This window comes from Pseudomonas cremoricolorata, from assembly GCF_000759535.1.
Lineage (GTDB): Bacteria > Pseudomonadota > Gammaproteobacteria > Pseudomonadales > Pseudomonadaceae > Aquipseudomonas > Aquipseudomonas cremoricolorata_A.
Genome location: NZ_CP009455.1, coordinates 202,907 through 227,453 on the forward strand (window position 1 = coordinate 202,907; position 24,547 = coordinate 227,453).

Genomic DNA, 24,547 nt, shown 5'->3' on the forward strand with positions numbered 1-24,547 from the left:
CGCTAACCGCTTGCAGCTAAAAAAGCCGCCCGTAGGGGCGGCTTCTTGCTCAGGCCTGTGGACGCATGTGCGGGAACAGGATCACGTCGCGGATCGACGGTGAGTTGGTCAGCAGCATCACCAGGCGGTCGATGCCGATACCCTCGCCCGCCGTTGGCGGCATGCCGTATTCCAGCGCCTGGACGAAGTCGGCGTCGAAGTGCATGGCTTCGTCGTCACCGGCGTCCTTCTCGGCCACCTGGGCCAGGAAGCGTTCGGCCTGGTCTTCAGCGTCGTTGAGCTCGGAGTAGGCGTTGGCGATCTCGCGGCCGCCGATGAACAGTTCGAAGCGGTCGGTCACCGCCGGGTTGTCGTCGTTGCGACGGGCCAGCGGCGAGACTTCGAACGGGTACTCGGTGATGAAGTGCGGCTGCTCGAGCTTGTGCTCGACCAGCTCTTCGAAAATCATCACCTGCAACTTGCCCAGGCCTTCATGGCCAAGCACCTTGGCGCCGGCCTGTTTGGCGATGGCGCGCGCCTTGTCGACATCCTGCAGGTCAGCCGCGGTCAGTTCCGGGTTGTACTTGAGGATCGAGTCGAACACGCTCAGGCGGGCGAACGGTTCGCCGAAGTGGAACACTTTGTCGCCGTATGGCACGTCGGTGCTGCCCAGTACCAGTTCGGCCAGCTCGCGGAACAGTTCCTCGGTGAGGTCCATGTTGTCGCGGTAATCGGCGTAGGCCTGGTAGAACTCGAGCATGGTGAACTCGGGGTTGTGCCGGGTCGAGACACCTTCGTTACGGAAGTTGCGGTTGATTTCGAAGACCTTCTCGAAGCCACCGACCACCAGACGCTTGAGGTACAGCTCAGGCGCGATGCGCAGGAACATGGCCATGTCCAGGGCATTGTGGTGGGTTTCGAACGGCTTGGCCGCGGCGCCGCCAGGGATGGTCTGCAGCATCGGTGTCTCGACTTCGAGGAAGTCGCGCTTGGCCAGGAAGCTGCGAATGTGCGAGATCACCTGCGAGCGCACGCGGAAGGTGTGACGGGTTTCTTCGTTGACCATCAGGTCGACGTAGCGCTGGCGATAGCGCTGCTCGGTATCGGTCAGGCCGTGGTGCTTGTCGGGCAGCGGGCGCAGCGATTTGGTCAGCAGGCGCACCTGGGTCATCTCGACGTACAGGTCGCCCTTGCCGGAACGGGCCAGGGTGCCTTCGGCGCTGATGATGTCGCCCAGGTCCCAGGTTTTCACCTCGGCCAGGGTTTCGGCCGGCAGAGTCTTGCGGTTGACGTAGACCTGTATGCGCCCGGTCATGTCCTGAATGACCATGAACGAGCCGCGGTTGAGCATGATACGACCGGCAACCTTGACCGGAATCGCTGCAGCTTCCAGGGCTTCCTTGGTCTGGTCGACATATTGCTGCTGCAGATCGTTGCAGTAGCTGTCGCGGCGGAAGTCGTTGGGGAAGGCATTGCCCTTGGCGCGCTCGGCGGCAAGCTTGCTCTTGCGCAGGGCGATCAGGGCGTTTTCTTCTTGCTGCAGGTCGGGGGTTGCGGTGTTCTGGTCGCTCATGTCGTCAGTCTTTCCATCAGGTATTCGTGGCCCTTGGCGGGCAAGGCGCGCGAGGCCGGGGGCGACCGGCCTGCGCGGCGGTGGTGTGCGGCTTACAGCCCCTGCTTGAGGCTGGCCTCCAGGTACTGGTCGAGGTCGCCATCGAGGACCTTCTGGCAGTCGCTGCGCTCGACGCCGGTGCGCAGATCCTTGATCCGCGAGTCGTCCAGCACGTAGGAGCGAATCTGGTGGCCCCAGCCGATGTCGGACTTGCTGTCTTCCAGGGCCTGGGAGGCGGCATTGCGTTTCTGCATTTCCAGCTCGTACAACTTGGCCCGCAGCATTTTCATGGCGGTGTCCTTGTTGGCGTGCTGCGAGCGTTCGTTCTGGCACGCGACCACGGTGTTGGTCGGCACGTGGGTGATACGCACCGCCGAGTCGGTGGTGTTGACGTGCTGACCACCGGCGCCCGAGGAGCGGTAAGTGTCGATGCGCAGGTCGGACGGGTTGATGTCGATCTCGACCTTGTCATCGATCTCGGGCGAGACGAACACCGCCGAGAACGAGGTGTGGCGACGTGCGCCGGAGTCGAACGGGCTCTTGCGCACCAGGCGGTGCACGCCGATTTCGGTGCGCAGCCAGCCGAACACGTATTCGCCCTTGATGTGCACCGTGGCGCCCTTGATGCCGGCCACTTCGCCTTCTGAGAGCTCGATGATGGTGGCGTCGAAGCCGCGCTTGTCGGCCCAGCGCAGGTACATGCGCAAGAGGATGTTGGCCCAGTCCTGGGCCTCGGTGCCGCCAGAGCCGGCCTGGATGTCCAGGTAGGCGTTGTTCATGTCCATCTCACCGCTGAACATACGGCGGAATTCGAGCTGGGCCAGCGCTTCTTCCAGGCTCTGCAGCTCGCTCTCGACGTCGCCGACGGTGCCCTCGTCGTCTTCTTCGACGGCCATGTCGAGCAGGTCCTTGCAGTCGGCAAGGCCGTTGGCCATCTTGTCGAGGGTCTCGACCACCTGCGCCAGCATGGCGCGCTCGCGGCCCAGGGCCTGGGCGTATTCAGGCTTGTTCCACACGGCCGGGTCTTCCAGCTCGCGATTGACTTCGATCAGGCGGTCATGCTTTTGATCGTAGTCAAAGATACCCCCGAATCGACTGGGACCGCTCGTTGAGGTCCTTGATGGTATTGAGGATCGGTTGGATTTCCATGGGCGGCGGACTCTCTCGCAGGATTCGGTGAAAAGCCGGAGAGTATAAACCAGTCTGACTTGTCGCGGCAGGCCCATCGGGCGCTCGGCAGCTCGCGAACGGCGTAGCGGCTGTGCCGCTGCGCACGCACCTCAGGCCACCCCGACCCGGTTACGCCCTTCCTTCTTCGCCTGATACAGCCCTTTGTCCGCCGCCGAGATCAACTGCCGGCACAGGCTGCCGATTTCCGGGGTCTGGGTGGCAAGACCAATGCTCACGGTCAGGCGCGAATCGGCCGCCGGGGTGGTATGCGGGATGTCCAGCGCCAGCACGGTCTGGCGCAGTTTCTCGGCCACCAGGCGCGCGCCGCCGGGCGAGGTGTTGGGCAGCACCAGGGCGAATTCTTCGCCGCCATAACGCGCCGGCAGGTCGCTCGGGCGGGCGCAGGAACGGCGGATGGCATCGGCCACCTGACGCAAGGCTTCGTCACCGGCCAGATGGCCGAAGGTGTCGTTGAACGACTTGAAGTAGTCGACATCGATCATCAGCAGCGACAGCTGGGTCTGCTCGCGCATGGCCCGGCGCCATTCCAGCTCCAGGTATTCATCGAAGTGACGGCGGTTGGACAGCCCGGTGAGGCCGTCGGAGTTCATCAGCCGCTGCAGCATCAGGTTGGTGTCGAGCAACTGCTGCTGGCTCACGCGCAGCGCGCGATAGGCTTCATCGCGTTGCAGCAGGGTCAGGTACGAGCGGGAGTGGTAGCGGATGCGCGCCACCAGTTCGATGGTGTCGGGCAGCTTGACCAGGTAATCGTTGGCCCCGGCAGCGAACGCCGCGCTTTTGACCAGCGGGTCTTCCTTGGTCGACAGGACGATGATCGGAATGTCCTGGGTCGCCGGGTTGTTGCGGTACTCGCGCACCAATGTCAGCCCGTCCAGGCCCGGCATGATCAGATCCTGCAGGATCACCGTTGGCTTGATGCGGATGGCCTGGGCCACCGCCTGGTGCGGGTCGGCGCAGAAGTGGAAATCGATGTTCTCCTCGTCGGCCAGCCCACGGCGCACCGCTTCGCCGATCATCGCCTGGTCGTCGACCAGCAAGACCATCGCCGAATTGTCGTTACCGACGTTGAAACCCTCTTGCAGCAGATCATTCATGCCTATTCACCAGGTCATTGCCGGTCATGCGGCACGACTCAACTATCGTCATTTGGAGAAGACTTCCATCAGTCGCCCGGCGATACGCTCCAACGGGCGGATTTCCACTGCGGCATCGATCGCCGCGGCAGCCTTGGGCATGCCGTACACCGCACTGCTGTGCTGGTCCTGGGCGATGGTCAGAAAGCCCTGCTCACGCATCAGTTTCAGGCCCTGGGCGCCGTCGCGACCCATGCCGGTCAGCAACACGCCTACTGCCTCGCCGTTCCAGTAACGCGCCACGCTCTCGAAGAACACATCGATCGAGGGCCGGTAGATTTCATTCACAGGCTCGGGGGTATAGGCCAGCTGGCCATTGTGCAGCAGACGGATGTGGTGATTGGTGCCGGCCAGCAACACGTGCCCGGCCTGCGGCGGCTCGCCCTCGCGGGCCAGGCGCACCGGCAACCCCGAGACCCCGCTGAGCCACTCGGCCATGCCGGCGGCGAACACCTGGTCGACGTGCTGCACCAGCACGATGGCTGCGGGAAAGTCCTTCGGCAGGCCCTTGAGCAGGACTTCCAGCGCAGCCGGGCCGCCGGCCGACGAGCCTATCGCCACCAGCGCGCGGCGCTGCACGACCTGGCGCTGCGTCGAGGGCATCGCTCGCGGCGCGCTGGGCCGCTGCTGGCCGATCAGCCAGCCGATGTTGAAGATCTTGCGCAGCAGCGGCGCCGCCGCCTCGCGTGCATCACCGGCACCCAATGCCGGGGTATCGACCACATCCAGCGCGCCATGGCCCATGGCCTCGAACACGCGGTGCACGTTCTGCTTGCGATCGACGGTGACGATGACGATGGCACAGGGCGTGTCGGCCATGATCCGCCGGGTCGCCTCGACGCCATCCATCACCGGCATGATCAGGTCCATGAGAATCAGGTCGGGCGTATCCTCGCGGCAGCGATCGACGGCCTCGGCGCCGTTGCCGGCGACCCAGATCACCTGATGCGCAGGCTCCAGCGCGACGGCACGGCGTAACGCTTCCACGGCCATGGGCATGTCGTTGACGATGGCGATCCTCACCCTTGCGCCCCTCCAATGAGCTCGACCACCGCATCCAGCAGCGCGTCATCATGGAAGCTGGCCTTGGCCAGATAATAGTCGGCGCCAGCATCCAACCCGCGGCGGCGGTCTTCCTCGCGGTCCTTGTAGGACACCACCATCACCGGCAATGACTGCAACCGGTTGTCGCGTCGCACCAGGGTGACCAGCTCGATGCCGTCCATGCGCGGCATGTCGATATCGGTGATCAGCAGATCGAAGTCCTCGCTGCGCAAGGCGTTCCAGCCGTCCATGCCATCCACCGCCACGGCCACCTCATAGCCGCGATTGCCGAGCAGCTTGCGCTGCAGCTCGCGCACCGTCAGCGAGTCGTCGACCACCAGCACGCGCTTGCGTACCGCGCCACGGGCACCCTGCGGGCTGCGCTCGATGCGCTCCAGGCGCCCGGTGCTGAGCAGTTTTTCGACCGAGCGCAGGAGGTCTTCGACATCGATGATCAGCACCACCGAGCCATCGTCGAGCAGTGCCCCGGAAGAAATGTCCTGAACCTTGCCCAGGCGTGCATCCAGCGGCATGACCACCAGCACCCGCTCGCCCACCAGGCGCTCCACAGCCACGCCGTACAAGTGCTCGCGCTCGCGGATCACCACCACGCGCAAGCTGCTGCGCTCACCCTGCACCGGTGGGCGATTGAGCAACTGGTTGGCAGCGACCAGGCCGACATGCCGGCCCTCGTGCCAGAAGTGTTGACGCCCCTCGATCTGCACGATGTCTTCGGCCGCCACCTCGAGCGTGCGTTCGATGTGCGCCAGCGGGAAGGCATAGGCCTCACCGCCGACGTCTACCACCAGGCTGCGCACCACCGACAGGGTCAGCGGCACCTGAATATGAAAACAACAGCCATGTCCCGGCTGCTGGGTCAGTTCGATGGCGCCGCGCAGGTTGCGCACCATGTGCTGCACCGCATCCAGGCCAACGCCACGTCCCGACACGTGGGTCACGGTATCGCGCAGGCTGAATCCGGGCAGGAACAGGAACGTCAGCAGCTCGTCCTCGCTCATCTGCGCCACCGTCTCGGCCGGCGACAGCGCGCGCTCGATGATGCTCTGGCGCAAGCGCTGCAGGTCGATGCCGGCACCGTCGTCGCTCAGTTCCAGCACCAGTTGCCCGGCCTGGTGCGAAGCGCGCAGGCGAATCTCGCCAGCCTCAGGTTTGCCGGCCAGCAGGCGCCGCTCGGGCAATTCGATGCCATGGTCGACAGCGTTGCGCAGCAGGTGCGTGAGCGGCGCTTCGAGTTTCTCCAGCACATCGCGATCGACCTGGGTCTTGTCGCCGTCGATGTGCAGGGTCACCTGCTTGCCCAGCGAGCGGCCCAGGTCGCGGACCATACGGCTCTGCCCGCTGAGAACATCGGCGAACGGGCGCATGCGACAAGCCAGGGCGGTGTCGTATAGCAGTTGCGCGCGCTGACTGGCCTGCCAGCCGAACTCATCGAGGTCGGCCGCCTGCTGGGCGAGGATGTCCTGGGTTTCGCTGAGCATGCGCTGGGTCTGCGCCAGTGCTTCGAGCACTTCCGGGCTCTGTCCACCCTGTTCGAGCTGCGCGCGCAGTCCATCGAGCGCGCGCATGCCCTGCCCGTGCATACGCTTGAGGCGTTGCAATGTCGCCAGGTAGGGCTTGAGGCGCTGGGTTTCCACCAGCGATTTGCTCGACAGATCGAGCAGGCTGTTGAGCCGGTCGGCGGTGACCCGCAAGACCCGTTCGCCGCCCTCGCCTGCGGCGCTGCCAGCGCCCCGACGTGGTGCGGCAGGCTGCGCTGGGTCGGGCATTTCGGCAGGTGCTGGAGCCTGAATGGCAGGCGCTGGCGCTGCTGGTGGCAGGTCCGGTAACGGCGGACTGGGCGCGGCAGGCGCAGGACGCGCGGCCCCGGCCAGGCTGGCCGGGTCGAGCAACGCCGCCATCTGCGCCAGGAACGGCGCCACGCCAGCACTACTGGCGGTATCGCCCGGGGTGGCGATGCGCATCAACAGGTCAGTGCCTTGCAGCAGTGCATCGATATGCTCCGGCGTCAGACGCAGACGCCCTTCCTGCGCCGCCACCAGGCAATCCTCCATGACATGGGCAACGCTGACCCCGGCGTCGATGCCGACGATACGCGCCGCTCCCTTGAGCGAGTGCGCGGCGCGCATGCAGGCTTCGAGCTGGTCAGCCTGGGTCGGACTGCGTTCCAGTGCCATCAGCCCGGCGCTGAGCACTTGGGTCTGTGCCTCGGCTTCCAGGCTGAACAGTTCGAGCAACGAGGCATCGCGCATTTGCTCAGGGGTCATGACAGGCTCCGCTTGACTGCCGCCAGTAGCTGACGCTCATCCAGTACTCGCACGCTGCGTCCACGCCAGTGCAGCACGCCCAAGGTGTACGGCGTCGAGGCCGGTTCAGCCGGCAGGCGTGCCGGGTCGAGGCGATGGATGCCCTCGATCTCGTCGACCGGCAGCACCACCGGGCCGCCTTCGGCAGCCAGGATCAACATGCGTGGCAGGCTGCGGGTGGCGCGTTCGGGCGCAGCGCTGAGGTCGATCTCCAGTAACTGCGCCAGCGACAGGCACGGCACCAGCGCTCCGCGCACGTTCACCACCCCCTGCAAGGCCCGCGAGCGCTGGTGCGGCAAGGCATGCACGGTCTGTGTCGGGGCGATCTCGGCCAGGCTCGCGGTGGCCAGCGCCAGCCACTCCTCGCCCAGGCGCAGCAGCAGCATCGAGCGGCCAGTGGCGCTGGGCACCTCGGCCGGCGTCGAGGCCTGGGCCTCGGGCATCAGCGCATAACGGTCGAGCAGGCGCGTAGCCGCCGCCGCATAGACCTCACAGTTGCGGCAGTGAATGTGCCGCGCCAACAGCGGGCATTGTTTGTCGCCGCGCACGCCGATGCGGTTCCAGCAATCGTCGATGGCCTCAGCGCCCTGGGCCAGCACGCCGCTGCTATGGCTGTCGATCATCGTTCAGGCTCCCGTCCGGCCCGTGCGGCGCGATCTTGCAGGCGCCGCGCACCGACCGTGTCGCCCTGGGCCGCCAACAGGGTCGCCAGGTGCATCAACGCTTCGGGGTGCTGCGGCTGCAGGTACAGCGCCTTGCGGTAATGAGCGATGGCCTGGGTCGCCTCGCCCTGGGTGTCACTGAGCAGGCCCAGCCAGTAGTAGACCTGCGCATGCGGGGGGAACTGCTGCAAGTAGCGCAGGCAGCTGGCCTGGGCGTCGCGGCTTTCGCCGGCATTGGCTTGACGCGTGATCTGCGCCAGCAAAGCGGCCTCGCCGGCTGGCGCCGGTGATGTTACGGGCGCATCGACCACCGGCAGCGCACGCGCGCTGCGCAGTGGCCGTGGCGCCGGGGCAAGGGGCGCTGTCATCCGGGTCGGCGCAGGCTTGGCCGGGGCACTGGACACCGGCGCTGCGGCCACGCTCGGCGGGCTGTACCGCACGTAGGCGAAGGACTGGGCAATGCCCAGCGGACGCATGCCCAAACGGGCCAGCAGACTGCCTTCAGCCGGGCCGATGAACAACACACCGCTGGCGTGCATGAGTCGTTTGAGCACTTCGAACACCCGCTGCTGGGTCGGTACATCGAAATAGATCAGCAAGTTGCGGCAGAACACGAAGTCGTACAGGCCTTCGCGGGCGGCCAGCGCCGGGTCGAGCACGTTGCCGACCTGCAACCTGACCTGCTCGCGCACGTGCTCGCCAAGCCGGTAACCCTCCTCCGTGGCACTGAAATGCCGTTCGCGAAAGGCCAGGTCGCTGCCGCGGAACGAGTTGCGGCCATACACCGCCTGCTGCGCCTTGGCGATCGACAGCGGGCTGATGTCCATCGCCTCGACGCTGAAGCTGCCCACGGCAAGGCCGCTGTCGAGCAGGGCCATGGCGATGGAATACGGTTCTTCGCCAGTCGAACAGGGCAGGCTGAGGATACGCAGCGGGCGCCGCCCGGCCAGCTCGCCCTGACGCTTGCGCGCCAGATTGGCCAGCGCGGCGAAGGATTCGGGATAGCGGAAGAACCAGGTTTCCGGAACGATCACCGCCTCGATCAAGGCCTGCTGCTCGGCTGCCGACTGCTGCAGGTGCAGCCAGTAGTCGTCCAGATCGCGGGCCTGCAAGGCGCCACTGCGCTGGCGCAAGGCGCGCTCGATCATCGCCGCGCCGACCGACTCGACATCCAGGCCGATACGCTGTTGCAGGAAGCGGTGGAAACGGTCTTCACTCATGGGCTACCTGCTCGCCGCCTGGAGGAAACAGCTGCAGGCGCACGGCCTCGGGCAGCAGTTCATCGACCTGAATGCGCTGCAGCAACCCTTCGGCGTCTTGGCGCACCGGCCCCAGATAAGGCGCTTCACGGTTGTCCAGGCCGTAGGGCTGGAACTCGTCCACCGCGCAGCGCAGGGTCTGGCTGGCCTGCTCGAGAATCAGCCCCAGCTGCAAGTCGCGACCGTCAGCCGGGCGGTAGTGCACCAGCACCAGACGCGTACTGGTGCGCTGACGCGAATGGACGGCGAAGGTCAGTTGCGCCAGATCGATCACCGGCACCAGCAGGCCGCGATGGGCGAACACCCCGGCCACCCAGGCCGGCGCCTGGGCAATCGGTTTGAGCGGGCGGTGATGAAGCACCTCGATGACCTCGCAAACATCCAGCGCGAAGCGCTCGCTGCCCAGACGAAACAGCAGGTACAGCGCACGCTGACGTGCCCCCCCTTCGGCCACTGCACCACGGACTTCACTCATGGCCGCTTCAGACTTTGAAGCGCGACACGCCGCCGCGCAGGCCTGCCGCCACCTGGCTCAGCTCGTCGATGGCGAAGCTGGCCTGACGCAGCGACTCGACCGTCTGCGTACTGGCGTCGCTCAGCTGAGCCAGCGCCTGGTTGATCTGTTCGGCACCGGTGGCCTGGGCCTGCATGCCTTCGTTGACCATCAGTACGCGCGGCGCCAGGGCCTGGACCTGATGAATGATCTGCGTCAGTTGCTCGCCGACCTGGGTGACTTCGAACATGCCGCGGCGCACTTCCTCGGAAAACTTGTCCATGCCCATCACCCCGGCCGAGACCGCCGACTGGATCTCGCGCACCATCTGCTCGATGTCATAGGTGGCGACCGCCGTCTGGTCGGCCAGGCGACGCACCTCGGTGGCGACCACGGCGAAGCCGCGGCCGTACTCGCCGGCCTTCTCGGCCTCGATGGCGGCGTTGAGCGAGAGCAGGTTGGTCTGGTCGGCGACCTTGACGATGGTCACCACCACCTGATTGATGTTGCCGGCCTTCTCATTGAGGATGCCCAGCTTGGCGTTGACCAGCTCGGCGGCGCCCATCACCTGATGCATGGTGTCTTCCATGCGCGCCAGCCCTTGCTGCCCGGCACCGGCCAGGCTCGACGCCTGATCGGCGGCACTGGTGACTTCGGTCATGGTGCGCACCAGGTCACGCGAGGTGGCGGCAATTTCCCGCGAGGTGGCGCCGATCTCGGTGGTGGTCGCGGCGGTCTCGGTGGCGGTGGCCTGCTGCTGCTTGGAGGTGGCGGCGATTTCGGTCACCGAGGTGGTCACCTGCACCGATGAACGCTGGGCCTGGGAGACCAGGCTGGCGAGCGCCTCGGCCATTTCGTTGAAACCGGTTTCGATGGCGCCGAATTCGTCCTTGCGTGCCAGGTTCAGGCGGATGCTCAAGTCACCCGAGCGCAGCCGGTCGAGGGCATGGACGATCTTGCGCATCGGATCGAAGATCGCGCGCAGCAGCAGCAGGCCGCAGATGCCAGCAACGACGATGGCCAGGGCCAGGGAAACGATCATGCTCACCTTGGCCGTGGCTACCGCGGCGACGATGTCGCTGGTCGCCTGGTTGGCGCGGTCGCGGTTGCGCTCGATGACTTCGTTCAGGTGCCGCCGGCCTTCTACCCAGACCGGCGTCAGCACCTCGATGATCAGCCGCTCGGCTTCCACGTAGTTCTGCTCGCGGTAGGTCTGCAGCACCTGGTTGACCAGGGCGACGTACTGCTGCTCCATGGCCACGAAGGCTTCATAGCTGACCTGATCTTCGCTGTTGCGAAGGGTGCGCTGATAGCTCGCCATAGACTGGCGCAGACGCTCTTCGAAGCCCTTGAACATTTCGACATCGGCGCTGCTGATCTCGCGGTGACGCGACAGGCCCACCAATTGCTGACTGCTGACGTAACTGTCGACCCAGGCGCTGCGGATCATCGAGCTGTAGTAAACCCCGGGAATGCTGTCGGAACCGACCGCCTCTTCGCTGGCTTCGATGGCCACCAGGCGCGAATAGGCCGCCACGATCATCAGCAACATGATGGCGATGATCACGGCGAAACTCGCCAGGATCCTTTGGCGCATGGTCCAGTTCTTCACAGTCAGCCCTCGGAAATACGCTACAAGCGGGGAAAAATCGCCAGAGTATAGCCCAGGGCTCTTACGTAATTCCGGGAGAAATTCCCGGACTGAGGGTATTGAGTCCTACAGGAGCGGCCGGCAGTGCCGGCCCTGATCAACCCGCCAACTGCCGCTGCGCCTCCAGTTCCTGGCGCAGCCCAGGGTCCAGACGCAGTTGCTTGGCCAGCTCGTCCAGGTAGGCGCGCTCCATGAAGTTTTCCTGATCGACCATCATCAGGCTGGCGAGGTACATCTCGGCGGCCATTTCCGGGGTTTGCGCAGCGCGGGCCACGTCAGCCGGGTCCAGCGGTTTGTTCAGCTCGGTGTGCAACCACTGGCGCAGTTCGGCATCGTTGTCCAGGCGGGTGAATTCGCCTTCGATCAGCTCACGCTCGCGCTCATCGACATGACCATCGGCCTTGGCTGCGGCGACCAGTGCGCGCAGTACGGCCTGGCTGTGCAGTTCGGCTTCAGCGGCCGGCAGCCGGTCGACGGTCTGCGGCTCGCGCTGCGGCGCACCGGCCTGGCTGGCCTGCCAGTTGCCATAGGCCTTGTAGGCCAGCACGCCGAGTGCGGCCAGGCCGCCGTAGGTGATCACCTTGCCACCGAGCTTGCGGGTCTTCTTGTTGCCGAGCAATGCACCGAGCGCACCGGCCCCCAGCGCCTTGCCACCTACGCCTGACAACAAGCCACCCAACCCAGCGCCCAACCCGCTACCAGCGCCGGAACCTGTGCCTTTGCCAGTGTGCTGCGCTAGCAGGTCCTGACCGGATTTGAGCAGTTGATCGAGCAAGCCACGCGTATTCATGCCAGCGTCTCCATGGACTAGGGAATCATGCTCAGGATCGGACAGGCAGGCACTCACCCGGTTCTCTGGCGAGCGCCGGGCGGGTCATGAGATATGCATCTGGATGTTGCCAGGCGAGCAGCACGCCCGTTGAGGGACGCGCCGCTCGGCATTGCGCGGGGGCGAGGTCTCAGTCGCGCAGATCGGACTCGTGAATTGGGCTGGAACGGCTGGTGGCGCGCTGGTACTGCGCAGGCCAGGTCGCCTTGTGGCCGCCCAGGTCGTCATCGGCATGCAGCGGCCAGTACGGATCGCGCAGCAGTTCACGGGCAAGGAAGATCAGATCGGCCTGGCCGGTGCGCAGGATATGCTCGGCCTGGGCCGGCTCGGTGATCATGCCCACGGTACCAGTGGCGATTTCCGATTCCTTGCGCACCCGCTCGGCGAAGCGGGTCTGGTAGCCCGGGCCGGTGGGAATCTCGGCGTTGACCGAGGTGCCGCCCGAGGAGACATCGATCAGGTCGACGCCGATGGCGCGCAGGCGCCTGGCCAGTTCCACGGTTTCGTCGGGGTTCCAGCCGTCTTCGACCCAATCGGTGGCCGAGACACGCACGAACAGTGGCAACTCAGCTGGCCACACGTCACGCACGCCCTGGGTCACTTCCAGGGTGAGGCGGATACGGTTCTCGAAGCAACTGCCGTACTGATCGCGACGCTGGTTGCTCAGCGGCGAGAGGAACTGGTGCAGCAGGTAGCCATGCGCCGCGTGCACCTCGACCACCTTGAAGCCAGCGGCAAGGGCGCGGCGCGCGGCATCGGTGAACGCCTGGACGATGCCGGCGATGTCGGGCTCGCTCAACTCGCGTGGCGCCGCATGCTCAGGATCGAAGGCAATCGGCGAGGGCCCGACCGGTTGCCAGCCGCCCTCCTGTTCATTGACGCTGCCGTGCTTGCCCAGCCACGGCCGGTGAGTGCTGGCCTTGCGCCCGGCATGGGCCAGCTGCACACCAGGAACGCTGCCTTGGGCTGTGATGAAACGGGTGACCCGTTGCAGCGGCGCGATCTGTTCGTCGTTCCACAGACCGAGGTCTTGAGCAGTGATACGACCGTCGGCCGTCACCGCCGTGGCTTCGGCGATGACCAGTCCGGCGCCACCCACTGCGCGACTGCCCAGGTGCACCAGGTGCCAGTCGTTGGCCAGGCCATCGACGGCCGAGTACTGGCACATCGGCGATACGGCAATGCGATTGGGCAGGGTCAGTTGACGCAGGGTATAGGGCTCTAGCAGCAGGCTCATGAAAGACCTCCCAGGACTCCAAGAAGAAATGCGACCCGGGCACTCGTGACCGCCCTCGACCCGGTGTCGCTCCTGTGAGACTAGACCAGTTTGCCCCGGCCAATGGTTCCCGCGGATTTGCCCCCGTGGCTCAGCGCGGCTCGATGTGGGCGATCAGCAACTGCACGCTTTCATTGCCGCGGAACTCGTTGACGTCCAGTTTGTAGGCCAGCTCGACCCAACGCACGCTGGGGTTTGGCCACACCTCACGATCAACGCCAAAGGCGATACCATCCAGGCGCAGCGAGCCGCATTCGCTCTTGAGCACCACCTTCAGATGGCGCTCGCCGACGATGCGCTGCTCGACCAGCTGGAACACGCCATGGAACAGCGGCTCAGGGAAGTGCTGCCCCAGGGTCCGGCATTGCGCAGCGCACGGGCCAGGTCGAGGTGAAACTCCTCCACCGCCAGGGTGCCATCGGAGAGCAACCGACCGGTCAGGTCGTCTTCCACCAGTTGCCGGCGCACCTCTTCATCGAAGGCCTGGGCAAAATCCGTGAAGTGCTCGCTGGGCAGCGACAGGCCGGCGGCCATGGCATGCCCGCCGAACTTGCTGATCAGCGCCGGATGGCGGGCGGCCACGGCATCGAGCGCATCACGGATATGCAAACCCGGAATCGAGCGCGCCGAGCCCTTGAGCATGCCCTCGCCGGCATCGGCAAAGGCGATGGTTGGCCGGTGGTAGCGCTCTTTCAGACGCGAAGCGAGGATGCCGATGACCCCCTGGTGCCATTCGGCCTCGAACAGGCACAGGCCGTAGGGCATGTCTTGCAGTGGCAGATCCTTGAGCTGGGCCAGGGCCTCGCGCTGCATGCCCTGCTCGATCGACTTGCGGTCCTGATTGAGACCATCGAGCTGCTGGGCCATGTCCAGGGCCAGGCCCGGGTCTTCGCACAGCAGGCACTCGATGCCCAGGCTCATGTCATCCAGGCGTCCGGCAGCATTGAGCCGTGGGCCAAGGATGAAGCCCAGGTCGGTGGAGGTGATGCGCCCATGCTCACGCCGGGCCACTTGCAGAATCGCCTTGATCCCAGGCCGCGCGCGACCGGCGCGGATGCGTTCCAGGCCCTGATGGACCAGGATGCGGTTGTTGGCATCCAGCGGCACCACGTCGGCAACGCTACCCAGTGCCACAAGGTCAAGCAGCTCACCGATGTTCGGCTGCGCTCGGTCGGCGTAGCGACCCAGGTTGCGCAACTGCGCACGCAGGGCCATCAGCACGTAGAAGATCACCCCGACACCGGCCAGGGCCTTGCTGGGGAACTCGCAGCCGGGCTGGTTGGGGTTGACGATGGCATCGGCAGCGGGTAGCTGCGGGCCTGGCAGGTGGTGGTCGGTGACCAGCACCTTGAGCCCCGCCGCCTTGGCCGCGGCCACGCCTTCGACGCTGGAGATGCCGTTGTCGACCGTCATCAGCAACTGCGGCTGGCGTTGCAGCGCGACCTCGACGATCTCCGGGGTCAGGCCGTAGCCGTACTCGAAGCGGTTCGGCACCAGATAGTCGACCTCGGCGGCACCCAACAGGCGCAGACCGAGCACGCCGACAGTACTGGCAGTGGCGCCATCGGCATCGAAGTCGCCGACAATGAGAATGCGTTGACGCTGATCGATGGCCTCGACCAGCAATTGCACCGCGGCCTCGATGCCTTTGAGCTGCTGGTAAGGGAGCAACTGCTTGAGGCTTTTATCCAGTTCGGCTTCGCTCTGCACGCCTCGGGCAGCGTACAGGCGAGTCAGTAGCGGCGGCAGATTGCCGAGTGATGGCAACGGTGAAGGCAGTGCACGAGGTTCGATACGCATGGGGTCTACAGGGGTTTCCTTGTCAGTCGGTTCAGCCGCGTTCGCCGAGCAGCCATTGCAGCTGAACTTCGTGTTGACCCTGGTCGTCGGTCACGAACACGGTACCCTCGCTGATCATCACGTCCCACTTGATGGTGCGCGGCATGTTGCTGGCCAGGGTTTCCAGCACGTCCTGCGGGACGGCGGCGATGTTCAGGTTCTTCAGCGACTTCACCGCCGGCACTACCTTGCCCTCCCACACACGCAAGCTGCCGTAGGCCAGCAGGCTGGTGCGCTCGGTGCGCCGCGAACACCAGGTCAGGCGTTCGGCGTCGGGCTGGCCAACCTCGATCCAGTGCAGGATGCGGTCATCCAGACTCTTTTCCCACAGCGCGGCTTCATCGACGTCTGACAGCCCGCGGCCGAACGACAACTGCTCGTTGTACCAGAGCGCGTAGGCCAGCAAGCGTACCGCCATTCGCTCTTCGGTTTCCGAAGGATGGCGAGCGATGGTCTGACGCACGTTTTCGTAAACGCCGCGGTCAAGGTCGGTGAGGTTGAGTTCGAATTTGTAGGTGGTGGACGGCTGGGCCATAGGTGGGGCTTCATGCTCGCGAAAAAAGTACGCCAGTCTAACCGATTAGCCCCCGTAACGTTGGTCTGTCGACTGTGCGCAGGCCTGTCCGTAGGGGCATCCGGCACTGCGCTGGCGTGGAAAAAAAGAAACCCCGGCCGCTGGGGTAGTCGACCGGGGTTCAAGCAAGAAGCCATCTGGGCTTCCCGTGGCAACGTCTCGCTACCGGAGCAAAGCATCGAGACGGGTGCCAATGAAGTGTCTGACGTTTGCGTCAGGCGAAGGTTCCTTGCGGCAGTTTCTGATGCTGCAAGGCAGCGATGACGCACGGTTGCAGGCGCCCTTCGGCAATTTGCAGGTCACGGTGCAGGCCGTCGACCAGATCGACCAGCAGGCGGCGATCTTCCAGCTGGCGCAGGCTGACCTGGCATTTCAAGGTTTCCGCGCCCTGGCGGTTGAATACGGTCAGCAGGCGCTGGCCGCTGGCATCTTCGTCACTGAGGCGAGTGTGGTAAGGGGACAGTGCATCGTTGAGCAGTCTGCAGATTCTTTCCATCCGGCGTACTCGCTTGTTGTGTTGGATACAGTCGTACTGACCTGCAAGCGAAGCGGAAAGTTCGGTGTTGGACGCTCATCGGCAGGCGTATCCGACGACCTCGGAACGGCTGTGCAGCGGCAAAGACCGGGTGATGCCATCCAAGCGCTGCAGGATCATGCGCAATGCGTTCGCTGACAGCGGCCAGTGCAGTTCTCCCACGACCCATAACCCCTGTTGCTGCGCCAGGCGGGCGAAGTCGTGACAGGGACTGTCGGCCTGACCGGTGAACAGCAAGGCTGGCACCTTGCGCTCCGCCCGCAGGCGCTGCAGCAAGGCCGTGCCGGCAGACGAAGGCATGCGCTGGTCGAGCATCAGCAGGTCAGGCGCCCTGCCCGCTTGGAGCCGGCCAGGTATCGTGCGCAGGTCGTCGACCAGGCGAACGTCGAATACGCCTTGGGCATTGCAGGCCTGGTGCAGGGTGAGCTGGTGATAGGGATGCTGTTGATGGATCAGGACGGTCAGCCGTTTCATGAGTCGCGCCTCGATGCCGTAGGGCAGCCGGAAAGACCCGCCACTCTAGACACGCAGGTAATGCTTCTCCATAAGAAAACTCTGAAACGACAGTGGGGTGTATCTGGCGGCACTCCCGGCACAGCCGCCCTGCGGGAGATGACCTCGGTAGCAGCGGGTTGACCCGCGATGGCCTACGCAGCAGGCCCAATCCAGACGGCCCGCAACGGGCGGAGCCTCGCACCGACGGTACCGACGGCGAGGCAGCACCCAACGGCACTGTCCTCGCCCGCTGCGGCGTTACAGCGGCTTGCCGCGGTTGCCGTGTTGGCTGACGAACGCCTGAACAGTTTTCAGGTCGTTGGCCAGGACCGTGCAGCGCTCTTCACGGCTGAACAGGTCGCTCAGGTGAGGGGGCAGCTCCAACGCCTTGCCGACGCCAGCCTTCTCCACCGCTTCGGGGAACTTGACTGGATGCGCGGTACCCAGCACCACCATCGGGGTGTCCAGGCTGCGGCGGCATTCGCGGGCCGCGCGCACGCCAATGGCGGTATGCGGATCGAGCACCTCACCCGTGCTGGCGAACACCTCGGCGATGGTTTCGCAGGTTTGCTCATCGCTGACGGCCAGCGAGTCGAACAGCTTGCGCGCCTCGCTCCAGCGATCGTCATCGACGCTGAAGCCGCCGCCTTGGCGGAAGGTGTCCATCAAACCGGCAATCGCGGCGCCGTTGCGACCGTGCAGGTCGAACAGCAGGCGCTCGAAGTTGGACGAGACCATGATGTCCATCGACGGCGACAAGGTGGCGTGCAGGGTTTGCTTGACGTACTGGTTGCCGCTCATGAAGCGGTGCAGGATGTCGTTACGGTTGGTTGCCACCACCAGCTGACTGATCGGCAGGCCCATGTTGCGCGCAAGGTAACCGGCGAAGATGTCGCCGAAGTTGCCGGTCGGCACCGAGAACGCCACCGAACGTGCCGGGCCACCGAGCTGCAGGGCGGCGTGGAAGTAGTAGACGACCTGGGCCATGATCCGCGCCCAGTTGATCGAGTTGACCGCTACCAGGCGCGTGCCCTTGAGGAACGACTGATCAGCGAAGCTGGCCTTGACCATCTCCTGGCAGTCGTCGAAGTTGCCCTCGATGGCGATGTTATGGATGTTTTCGCCGAGGATGGTGGTCATCTGCCGGCGCTGCACCTCAGACACACGCTGGTGCGGGTGGAGGATGAAGATGTCGACGTTTTCGCACTGGCGGCAGCCTTCGATGGCGGCAGAACCGGTGTCACCACTGGTGGCACCGACGATCACCACACGCTCGTTGCGCTTGGCCAGCACATGGTCGAGCAGGCGGCCGAGCAGTTGCAGGGCGAAGTCCTTGAAGGCCAGGGTCGGGCCATGGAACAGTTCCATGACCCATTCATTGCCATTGAGCTGACGCAGCGGCGCCACGGCCGCGTGGGCGAAGGCACCGTAGGTCTGCTCGAGAATCTGCTTGAAATCGGCATCGGCGATGCTGCCGGCAACGAACGGGCGCATCACCCGGAAGGCCAGCTCGTGGTACGGCAGGCCGGCCCAGGAAGCGATTTCTTCCTGGGTGAAGCGCGGCAGGTTCTCTGGCACGTAGAGACCGCCATCACTGGCAAGGCCGGCCAGCAAGACATCTTCGAAATTCAGGGCCGGCGCCTGGCCGCGGGTACTGATATAGCGCATGGGGGGCAAACCTTTGGTTTGAGTGGGGAGCTTGTAGCTGCAAGCTGCAAGTAAAAGCCGATCGGCGTTTTCTCGCGAGCTGCACTCAGGCGTCGCCACGTAATTAATCTTTCAACCTCAACGCTGCGCTGCTGTTTCTTGCAGCTTGCAGCTCCAAGCTTGCAGCTTCAGGTCAGTTCAGTTCAGCTGTTCGACGCGGATGCGTACGACGTTGCCGACCACATCCTGCAGGTCTTCCAGGGCGACGATGGCATCGTTGATGTTCTGCTCGATGACCCGGTGAGTGAGCAGGATCATCGGCACCAGGCCGTCCTGCTCCTCGGCTTCCTTCTGCATGATCGACTCGATGTTGATACCACGCTCGGAAAGAATACTCGCCACCTGGGCCAGCACGCCGGGGTGATCCTTGGCCTGGATACGTAGGTAGTAGGCGCTCTCGCAGGCTTCGATCGGCAGGATCGGGTGGGAAGACAGCGAATCGGGCTGGAAGGCCAGGTGCGGTACGCGGTTTTCCGGGTCCGAGGTCATGGCGCGCACCACGTCGACCAAGTCTGCCACCACCGAAGAAGCGGTCGGCTCCATGCCGGCGCCAGCACCGTAGTACAGGGTCGATCCTGCGGCATCGCCGTTGACCATCACAGCGTTCATCACGCCATTGACGTTGGCGATCAGGCGATCGCTGGGGATCAGGGTCGGGTGTACGCGCAGCTCGATACCGGCCGCGGTGCTGCGCGCCACGCCCAGATGCTTGATGCGATAGCCCAACGCTTCGGCGTAGTTGACGTCGGCCGTGGTCAGCTGGGTGATGCCTTCGGTGTAGGCCTTTTCGAATTGCAGCGGGATGCCGAAGGCGATGGAGGCAAGGATGGTCAGCTTGTGCGCGGCATCGATGCCTTCGACGTCGAAGGTCGGATCGGCTTCGGCGTAGCCCAGCGCCTGGGCCTCGGCCAGTACGTCGGGGAAGGCGCGGCCCTTCTCACGCATTTCGGTGAGGATGAAGTTGCCGGTGCCGTTGATGATGCCGGCCAGCCAGTTGATGCGGTTAGCCGACAGGCCTTCGCGAATGGCCTTGATCACCGGGATACCGCCGGCCACCGCCGCTTCGAAGGCGACGATCACACCCTTGTCGCGGGCGCGGGCGAAGATCTCGTTGCCGTGTACGGCGATCAGCGCCTTGTTCGCGGTGACCACGTGCTTGCCATTGTCGATGGCCTTTAGCACCAGGTCGCGGGCGATGGTGTAGCCACCGATCAGCTCGATGACAATGTCGATTTCCGGGTTGCTGGCGACCTCGAACACATCGGCGGTAATGGGGGTACCGGTAATCTGGCAGTTCGGGTTGGGCGAGCGCATGGCGATCTGTGCCACTTCAATACCGCGCCCGGCACGGCGGGCGATCTCCTCGGCGTTACGCTGAAGCACATTGAAGGTTCCGCCACCGACGGTCCCCAACCCACAGATGCCTACTTTGACCGGTTTCACTGTGAACTCCCCATAGAACGGCCCACCACCTCGGTCGACCGTGAAACGTGCCGTCGCCCCATAGCGACGGCGTGCAAAAAATCGATTACTTGGCCAGGGCCAGCTTGGCCACCTGCGGCGCCGGCTGGTAGCCCGGAATCACCTGGCCGCTTTCCAGAACGATGGCCGGTGTGCCATTGACACCGATCGACTGGCCCAGCTCGAACTGCTTGCCGACCGGGTTGGCGCACTTGGCAGCCTTGATGTCCTTGCCATCGACCATCTTGTCCATCGCCGCACGGCGGTCGCTGGAGCACCACACCGCCTGCAGCTGCTGGTCGCCGTCAGAGCCGATGCCCTGGCGCGGGAAGGCCAGGTAGCGCACTTCGATACCGCGGCGGTTGAGCTCGGGCACTTCGGCGTGCAGCTTGTGGCAATACGGGCAGGTGGTGTCGGTGAACACGGTGATGTGAGACTTGGTCTCGCCCTTGGCAGGGTAAATCACCATTTCGGCGGCCGGGATGCCATTGATGAGCTTGGCCACACCCTGACGCTCGGTCTTTTCGGTGAGGTTCACCGGCTTGCCATCCTGAATCTGATACAGGTAGCCCTGCATGACGAACTGTCCATCGGGGCTGGCATACAGTACTCGACCGCCTTGCAGCTTGACTTCGTACAGGCCGCCGACCGGACTGCTGGAAACGCTTTCCACCGGCACATCCAGTTCAAGGCTTTGCAGGGTCTTGCGAATTGCCTGTTCGGCGCCGGTATTGGCGTCGGTCGCCGCCGCAGCGGCAAGGGTGCTGCACAGCGCCAGGGCGGCAGCTGCGAAAATCCGGGTCACGCGCATGGGAACTCCTGAAGGCGGGCGGGGGCTTGCGGGTGTGGCCTGCGCCCACGGCGCGACGACCAGACGGCCCCTGCTACAAACTGGCCAAGACTACCACAACGGGCTGGCGCTGACTGTCGTTGCACGCGCCGCCTGGCAGAACATGAATTTCATTCATCCGCGCGGGTGGTGCTGCGCGTGCAACTGCTGCAGCCGTGCCTTGGCCACGTGGGTATAGATCTGCGTGGTCGACAGGTCGCTGTGGCCGAGCAGCATCTGCACCACACGCAGGTCGGCGCCGTGGTTGAGCAGATGCGTGGCGAAAGCGTGGCGCAAGGTGTGCGGCGACAGCGGCTTGTCGATTCCGGCGACCTTGGCGTGGTGCTTGATACGGTGCCAGAAGGTCTGACGGGTCATCTGCTCGCCGCGCAGGCTGGGAAACAGCACGTCGCTGGGCCGCTCGTCGAGCAGCTCGGCTCGGCCATGGCGCAGGTAGCGCTCCAGCCAGACCACGGCCTCCTCACCCATGGGCACCAGCCGTTCCTTGCTGCCCTTGCCCATCACCCGCACCACCTCCTGGCGCAGGTTGATCTGATCGAGGGTCAGGCTGATCAGCTCGGTGACCCGCAGGCCGCAGGCGTACAGCACCTCCAGCATGGCGCGGTCACGCTGACCGATCGCCTCGGCCAGATCGGGGGCCTGCAACAGCGCTTCGACATCGGCTTCGGACAGCGACTTGGGCAGTGGCCGCCCCAACTGCGGCATTTCCACCAGCAGCGTCGGGTCGACCGCTATCAGCTTCTCGCGCAGGAGATAGCGATAAAAGCCCCGCACCCCCGAAATGAAACGCGCCGTCGATCGCGGCTTGTAGCCTTGATCCAGACGCCAGGCGAGATGATCGAGAATCGAGTCGCGCCCCGCCTGCGCCAGATCGACACCGCGCTCGTCCAGCCAGCCATTGAACAGGGTCAGGTCGCTCTTGTAGGAGACACGGGTATTGGCGGAAAGACCTTTCTCGAGCCAGAGCGCATCGAGAAAAGGGTCGATCAAGGGGTGGTCCAGTGCAGGCATACAGGCAAGCTTACTCGGTCGGGCGAATCATAGTGGCTCAGCGGCGGCGTCTTCGCCGCTCAAGTGCGGCAGTACCGGCACCGGGCGCTTGTCTTCGTCGATGGCCACGAAGCTGAACACACCGTGGATGGCACGTTCACGGCCATCGAGGTACATGTTTTCGACGAATACATCGACCTGCACTTGCAGGCTGGTGTTGCCCACCTTGATCACGCTGCCAACCAGCTCGACGATGGTGCCGGCCGGAATCGGGTGCTTGAAGTCGATGCGGTCGGTGGAGACCGTCACCAGTGGCAAGCGGCAAAAGCGCGTGGCGGCGATGAACGACACTTCGTCCATCCAGGCCAGGGCGGTGCCACCGAACAGGGTGTTGTGGTGGTTGGTGGTGTTGGGGAATACCGTCTTGGTCACACGGGTGACCGACAATTCGGTACGGCGCTGGATTTCCTGGTCACGCGGCGTCATCGATTGCTCCCATCGCAAGGGTTTACGCGGCAGAGGGTGTTATACGCGGAAAAACCCACGCCCACAAAAAAGCAGCCCGAAGGCTGCTTTTTCTTTCGCATGGCAGCCTGGGCTGCCGGTCAAACTGCACTCAGGACAGTTTTTCCTTGATGCGAGCTGCTTTACCGGACAGGTCACGCAGGTAGTACAGCTTGGCTTTACGCACGTCACCACGACGTTTCACGGCCAGGCTGTCGATCTGCGGGCTGTAGGTCTGGAAGGTACGCTCTACGCCGACGCCGCTGGAGATCTTGCGCACGGTGAAGGCGCTGTTCAGACCGCGGTTGCGCTTGGCGATGACGACGCCTTCGAACGCCTGCAGACGGGAACGCTCACCTTCTTTCACTTTAACCTGGACGACAACGGTGTCGCCGGGTGCGAAAGTTGGGATTTCCTTGCTCATCTGCTCTGCTTCGAGCTGCTGGATGATCTTGTTGGTCATGCTGTGCTCCTAAGATGGATACCGTGATCCACCATCGATACGTTAACTATCGTTCCGCTCTCGGAGGTATTCCTCGAGCAGCTTCTTCTCTTCTCCAGAAAGCGAGCGACTTTCCAGAAGATCGGCGCGACGTTCGAATGTCCTGCCTAAGGACTGCTTCAACCGCCATTGCCGGATGTGTGCATGGTTGCCACTGAGCAACACGTCGGGTACACGCTGATCCGCATACACCTCAGGTCGGGTGTAGTGCGGGCAATCAAGCAGGCCATCGGTGAAGGAGTCTTCCTCCGCCGAACCCACATGCCCCAAAGCTCCGGGCAGCAGTCGTGTAACCGCATCGATCAACACCATGGCCGGCAGCTCGCCACCAGACAGTACATAGTCGCCAATCGACCACTCTTCATCGACATGAGCTTCGATAAAACGCTCGTCGATGCCTTCGTAACGACCGGCGATCAGGATCAACGACTCCTGTTCAGCCAGGCCTTTGACCGCTTGCTGAGTCAGCGTGCGGCCTTGTGGCGAGAGGTAAATCACCTTCGCCGATGCTCCGGTCGCTTGCCTGGCGCTGGCCAGGGCGTCTTCCAGAGGCTTGATCTTCATCACCATCCCCGGACCACCGCCAAAAGGCCGATCATCCACCGTGTGGTGGCGATCAGTGGTGTAGTCCCGCGGATTCCAGCAGGTCAGTTGCAACAACCCCTGCTTCACCGCGCGGCTGGTAATGCCGTACTCGGTAATGGCCGAAAACATCTCAGGGAACAGCGTGACGACTTCTACTCGAAGGTTGCCCATCAGTCAGAAATCCGCATCCCATTCGACCCGCATCACACCTGCTTCCAGGTCGATTGCCAGCACGCATTGCCGGGTATACGGCAACAGACGCTCACGATCATCCAGGCTGCCCGTGCAAGGCTTGACCACTACTACATCATTGGCGCCGGTTTCCAACAGGTGATCGACCTTGCCGAACAGTTGTTCGTCCTGGTTGATGACGCTCAGACCTACCAGTTGATGCCAGTAGTATTCGTCTTCGCTCAAGTTGGGCAAAAGGCTGCGTGAGATACAGATCTCGTAACCGCTCAGAAGACGTGCTTCGTCACGATCGTCTAGCCCTTTGAGTTTCGCGACCAGATCCTTTTGCGTGGAACGGCCACTCACCAGCTCGACCTGTTTGACCGACCCTTCACGCCGAAGCGTCCAGTGACGGTAATCCAACAGGTTTTCAATCGGATCGGTAAAGGAAAAGACCTTCACCTCGCCGCGAACGCCGTGAACCGAAAAAATCTTGCCAACGACGATGAGGTCGTCAGCCATTTCTGGCGTCGCGCTCATACGGTTCAGGCTGCAGCCTTGGCCGCTTCCTTCAGCAGCTGAGCAACGCGCTCAGACGGCTGCGCGCCAACGCTCAGCCAGTGAGCGACGCGATCTTCTTTAACGGACAGGCGAACTTCCTGACCACGAGCGACAGGGTTGAAGAAGCCAACCTGCTCGATGTGGGAGCCGTCACGCGGGTTACGCGAGTCGGTTACGGTCAGTTGGTAGAATGGGCGCTTTTTGGAGCCGCCACGGGCAAGACGGATGGTTAGCATTGAACATCGTTCCTGTAGTCGGTGCTGCAAATCATGATCCCAGCGGGCACACGGGTACCCGAAAGGCCGCATATTCTCAAGGAA

The 24,547-nt window shown here is 64.1% G+C and carries 23 protein-coding genes and 1 pseudogene; all 24 read right to left on the reverse strand.

The window, feature by feature from the left end; all coding sequences use genetic code 11:
- Positions 1-49: 49 nt before the first annotated feature.
- On the reverse strand, positions 50-1,552 hold the full coding sequence (gene lysS, locus LK03_RS00960) for a lysine--tRNA ligase (protein ID WP_028695294.1): 1,503 nt from the start codon (positions 1,550-1,552) through the stop codon (positions 50-52).
- Between the two features lie 92 nt (positions 1,553-1,644).
- Positions 1,645-2,740, reverse strand: a protein-coding gene (prfB, locus tag LK03_RS22120) for a peptide chain release factor 2 (protein ID WP_156109503.1) whose coding sequence is annotated in 2 segments (ribosomal slippage) — positions 1,645-2,667 and positions 2,669-2,740 — 1,095 coding nt in all. Because the reading frame shifts where the segments join, the coding sequence is not laid out codon by codon here.
- 131 nt (positions 2,741-2,871) lie between these two features.
- On the reverse strand, positions 2,872-3,876 hold the full coding sequence (locus LK03_RS00970; RefSeq protein WP_038410686.1) for a response regulator: 1,005 nt from the start codon (positions 3,874-3,876) through the stop codon (positions 2,872-2,874).
- Positions 3,877-3,924: 48 nt separating this feature from the next.
- Complete coding sequence (locus LK03_RS00975; RefSeq protein ID WP_038410687.1) at positions 3,925-4,938, reverse strand: chemotaxis response regulator protein-glutamate methylesterase; 1,014 nt, start codon at positions 4,936-4,938, stop codon at positions 3,925-3,927.
- Positions 4,935-7,244, reverse strand: coding sequence for a hybrid sensor histidine kinase/response regulator (locus LK03_RS00980; RefSeq protein WP_038410688.1), 2,310 nt, complete (start codon positions 7,242-7,244; stop codon positions 4,935-4,937). Before LK03_RS00980 ends, LK03_RS00975 begins: the two co-directional genes overlap by 4 nt.
- Positions 7,241-7,906, reverse strand: a complete 666-nt coding sequence (locus LK03_RS00985; protein WP_038410689.1) for a chemotaxis protein CheW — start codon at positions 7,904-7,906, stop codon at positions 7,241-7,243. Before LK03_RS00985 ends, LK03_RS00980 begins: the two co-directional genes overlap by 4 nt.
- The gene (locus tag LK03_RS00990) at positions 7,903-9,165 is read right to left on the reverse strand and encodes a CheR family methyltransferase (RefSeq protein WP_038410690.1); all 1,263 of its coding nucleotides are present in this window, start codon (positions 9,163-9,165) and stop codon (positions 7,903-7,905) included. The genes LK03_RS00985 and LK03_RS00990 overlap by 4 nt, the downstream gene beginning before the upstream one ends.
- Positions 9,158-9,679 carry a chemotaxis protein CheW gene (locus LK03_RS00995; protein WP_038410691.1) on the reverse strand — a complete coding sequence of 174 codons (522 nt, stop codon included), beginning with the start codon at positions 9,677-9,679 and terminating at the stop codon, positions 9,158-9,160. Before LK03_RS00995 ends, LK03_RS00990 begins: the two co-directional genes overlap by 8 nt.
- A 7-nt stretch (positions 9,680-9,686) precedes the next feature.
- Entirely contained in the window at positions 9,687-11,309 is a 1,623-nt protein-coding gene (locus LK03_RS01000; RefSeq protein WP_038410692.1) for a methyl-accepting chemotaxis protein, read from the reverse strand.
- A gap of 136 nt (positions 11,310-11,445) precedes the next feature.
- Positions 11,446-12,138 carry a tellurite resistance TerB family protein gene (locus tag LK03_RS01005; protein WP_038410693.1) on the reverse strand — a complete coding sequence of 231 codons (693 nt, stop codon included), beginning with the start codon at positions 12,136-12,138 and terminating at the stop codon, positions 11,446-11,448.
- Between the two features lie 169 nt (positions 12,139-12,307).
- Positions 12,308-13,414: an NADH:flavin oxidoreductase/NADH oxidase gene (locus LK03_RS01010; RefSeq protein ID WP_038410694.1), complete on the reverse strand. Its 1,107-nt coding sequence runs from the start codon at positions 13,412-13,414 to the stop codon at positions 12,308-12,310.
- A gap of 130 nt (positions 13,415-13,544) precedes the next feature.
- A pseudogene (gene recJ, locus LK03_RS01015) lies at positions 13,545-15,253 on the reverse strand (single-stranded-DNA-specific exonuclease RecJ).
- Positions 15,254-15,284: 31 nt separating this feature from the next.
- Positions 15,285-15,827, reverse strand: coding sequence for a YaeQ family protein (locus tag LK03_RS01020; RefSeq protein ID WP_038410695.1), 543 nt, complete (start codon positions 15,825-15,827; stop codon positions 15,285-15,287).
- Positions 15,828-16,080: 253 nt separating this feature from the next.
- A complete protein-coding gene (locus LK03_RS01025) occupies positions 16,081-16,362 on the reverse strand; it encodes a DUF3509 domain-containing protein (protein ID WP_028695281.1) in 282 nt (93 codons plus the stop codon).
- A gap of 75 nt (positions 16,363-16,437) precedes the next feature.
- Positions 16,438-16,875: a response regulator gene (locus tag LK03_RS01030; protein ID WP_038410696.1), complete on the reverse strand. Its 438-nt coding sequence runs from the start codon at positions 16,873-16,875 to the stop codon at positions 16,438-16,440.
- Between the two features lie 279 nt (positions 16,876-17,154).
- Entirely contained in the window at positions 17,155-18,564 is a 1,410-nt protein-coding gene (gene thrC / locus LK03_RS01035; RefSeq protein WP_038410697.1) for a threonine synthase, read from the reverse strand.
- A 177-nt stretch (positions 18,565-18,741) separates the two neighbouring features.
- Entirely contained in the window at positions 18,742-20,046 is a 1,305-nt protein-coding gene (locus LK03_RS01040) for a homoserine dehydrogenase (protein WP_038410698.1), read from the reverse strand.
- Positions 20,047-20,131: 85 nt separating this feature from the next.
- Positions 20,132-20,875 (reverse strand): DsbC family protein, encoded by a 744-nt coding sequence (locus tag LK03_RS01045; RefSeq protein ID WP_038410699.1) that lies wholly within the window; start codon positions 20,873-20,875, stop codon positions 20,132-20,134.
- 153 nt (positions 20,876-21,028) lie between these two features.
- Positions 21,029-21,925 carry a site-specific tyrosine recombinase XerD gene (gene xerD / locus LK03_RS01050; RefSeq protein WP_038410700.1) on the reverse strand — a complete coding sequence of 299 codons (897 nt, stop codon included), beginning with the start codon at positions 21,923-21,925 and terminating at the stop codon, positions 21,029-21,031.
- A gap of 27 nt (positions 21,926-21,952) precedes the next feature.
- A complete protein-coding gene (locus tag LK03_RS01055; protein WP_049870400.1) occupies positions 21,953-22,390 on the reverse strand; it encodes an acyl-CoA thioesterase in 438 nt (145 codons plus the stop codon).
- A 130-nt stretch (positions 22,391-22,520) separates the two neighbouring features.
- On the reverse strand, positions 22,521-22,871 hold the full coding sequence (gene rplS / locus LK03_RS01060; RefSeq protein WP_003252148.1) for a 50S ribosomal protein L19: 351 nt from the start codon (positions 22,869-22,871) through the stop codon (positions 22,521-22,523).
- A gap of 42 nt (positions 22,872-22,913) precedes the next feature.
- Positions 22,914-23,666, reverse strand: a complete 753-nt coding sequence (trmD, locus tag LK03_RS01065; RefSeq protein WP_038410701.1) for a tRNA (guanosine(37)-N1)-methyltransferase TrmD — start codon at positions 23,664-23,666, stop codon at positions 22,914-22,916.
- A gap of 3 nt (positions 23,667-23,669) precedes the next feature.
- A complete protein-coding gene (rimM, locus tag LK03_RS01070; protein WP_038410702.1) occupies positions 23,670-24,206 on the reverse strand; it encodes a ribosome maturation factor RimM in 537 nt (178 codons plus the stop codon).
- Positions 24,207-24,211: 5 nt separating this feature from the next.
- Positions 24,212-24,463, reverse strand: coding sequence for a 30S ribosomal protein S16 (rpsP, locus tag LK03_RS01075; RefSeq protein ID WP_028695274.1), 252 nt, complete (start codon positions 24,461-24,463; stop codon positions 24,212-24,214).
- Between the last annotated feature and the right edge of the window lie 84 nt (positions 24,464-24,547).

Bases quoted from the DNA above. Each gene is read 5' to 3' on its own strand.
- lysS (WP_028695294.1), bottom strand. From the start codon at position 1,552: ATGAGCGACCAGAACACCGCAACCCCCGACCTGCAGCAAGAAGAAAAC.
- LK03_RS00970 (WP_038410686.1), bottom strand. From the start codon at position 3,876: ATGAATGATCTGCTGCAAGAGGGTTTCAACGTCGGTAACGACAATTCG.
- LK03_RS00980 (WP_038410688.1), bottom strand. From the start codon at position 7,244: ATGACCCCTGAGCAAATGCGCGATGCCTCGTTGCTCGAACTGTTCAGC.
- LK03_RS00985 (WP_038410689.1), bottom strand. From the start codon at position 7,906: ATGATCGACAGCCATAGCAGCGGCGTGCTGGCCCAGGGCGCTGAGGCC.
- LK03_RS00990 (WP_038410690.1), bottom strand. From the start codon at position 9,165: ATGAGTGAAGACCGTTTCCACCGCTTCCTGCAACAGCGTATCGGCCTG.
- LK03_RS00995 (WP_038410691.1), bottom strand. From the start codon at position 9,679: ATGAGTGAAGTCCGTGGTGCAGTGGCCGAAGGGGGGGCACGTCAGCGT.
- LK03_RS01005 (WP_038410693.1), bottom strand. From the start codon at position 12,138: ATGAATACGCGTGGCTTGCTCGATCAACTGCTCAAATCCGGTCAGGAC.
- LK03_RS01010 (WP_038410694.1), bottom strand. From the start codon at position 13,414: ATGAGCCTGCTGCTAGAGCCCTATACCCTGCGTCAACTGACCCTGCCC.
- LK03_RS01020 (WP_038410695.1), bottom strand. From the start codon at position 15,827: ATGGCCCAGCCGTCCACCACCTACAAATTCGAACTCAACCTCACCGAC.
- LK03_RS01025 (WP_028695281.1), bottom strand. From the start codon at position 16,362: ATGGAAAGAATCTGCAGACTGCTCAACGATGCACTGTCCCCTTACCAC.
- LK03_RS01030 (WP_038410696.1), bottom strand. From the start codon at position 16,875: ATGAAACGGCTGACCGTCCTGATCCATCAACAGCATCCCTATCACCAG.
- thrC (WP_038410697.1), bottom strand. From the start codon at position 18,564: ATGCGCTATATCAGTACCCGCGGCCAGGCGCCGGCCCTGAATTTCGAA.
- LK03_RS01045 (WP_038410699.1), bottom strand. From the start codon at position 20,875: ATGCGCGTGACCCGGATTTTCGCAGCTGCCGCCCTGGCGCTGTGCAGC.
- xerD (WP_038410700.1), bottom strand. From the start codon at position 21,925: ATGCCTGCACTGGACCACCCCTTGATCGACCCTTTTCTCGATGCGCTC.
- LK03_RS01055 (WP_049870400.1), bottom strand. From the start codon at position 22,390: ATGACGCCGCGTGACCAGGAAATCCAGCGCCGTACCGAATTGTCGGTC.
- rplS (WP_003252148.1), bottom strand. From the start codon at position 22,871: ATGACCAACAAGATCATCCAGCAGCTCGAAGCAGAGCAGATGAGCAAG.
- trmD (WP_038410701.1), bottom strand. From the start codon at position 23,666: ATGGGCAACCTTCGAGTAGAAGTCGTCACGCTGTTCCCTGAGATGTTT.
- rimM (WP_038410702.1), bottom strand. From the start codon at position 24,206: ATGAGCGCGACGCCAGAAATGGCTGACGACCTCATCGTCGTTGGCAAG.
- rpsP (WP_028695274.1), bottom strand. From the start codon at position 24,463: ATGCTAACCATCCGTCTTGCCCGTGGCGGCTCCAAAAAGCGCCCATTC.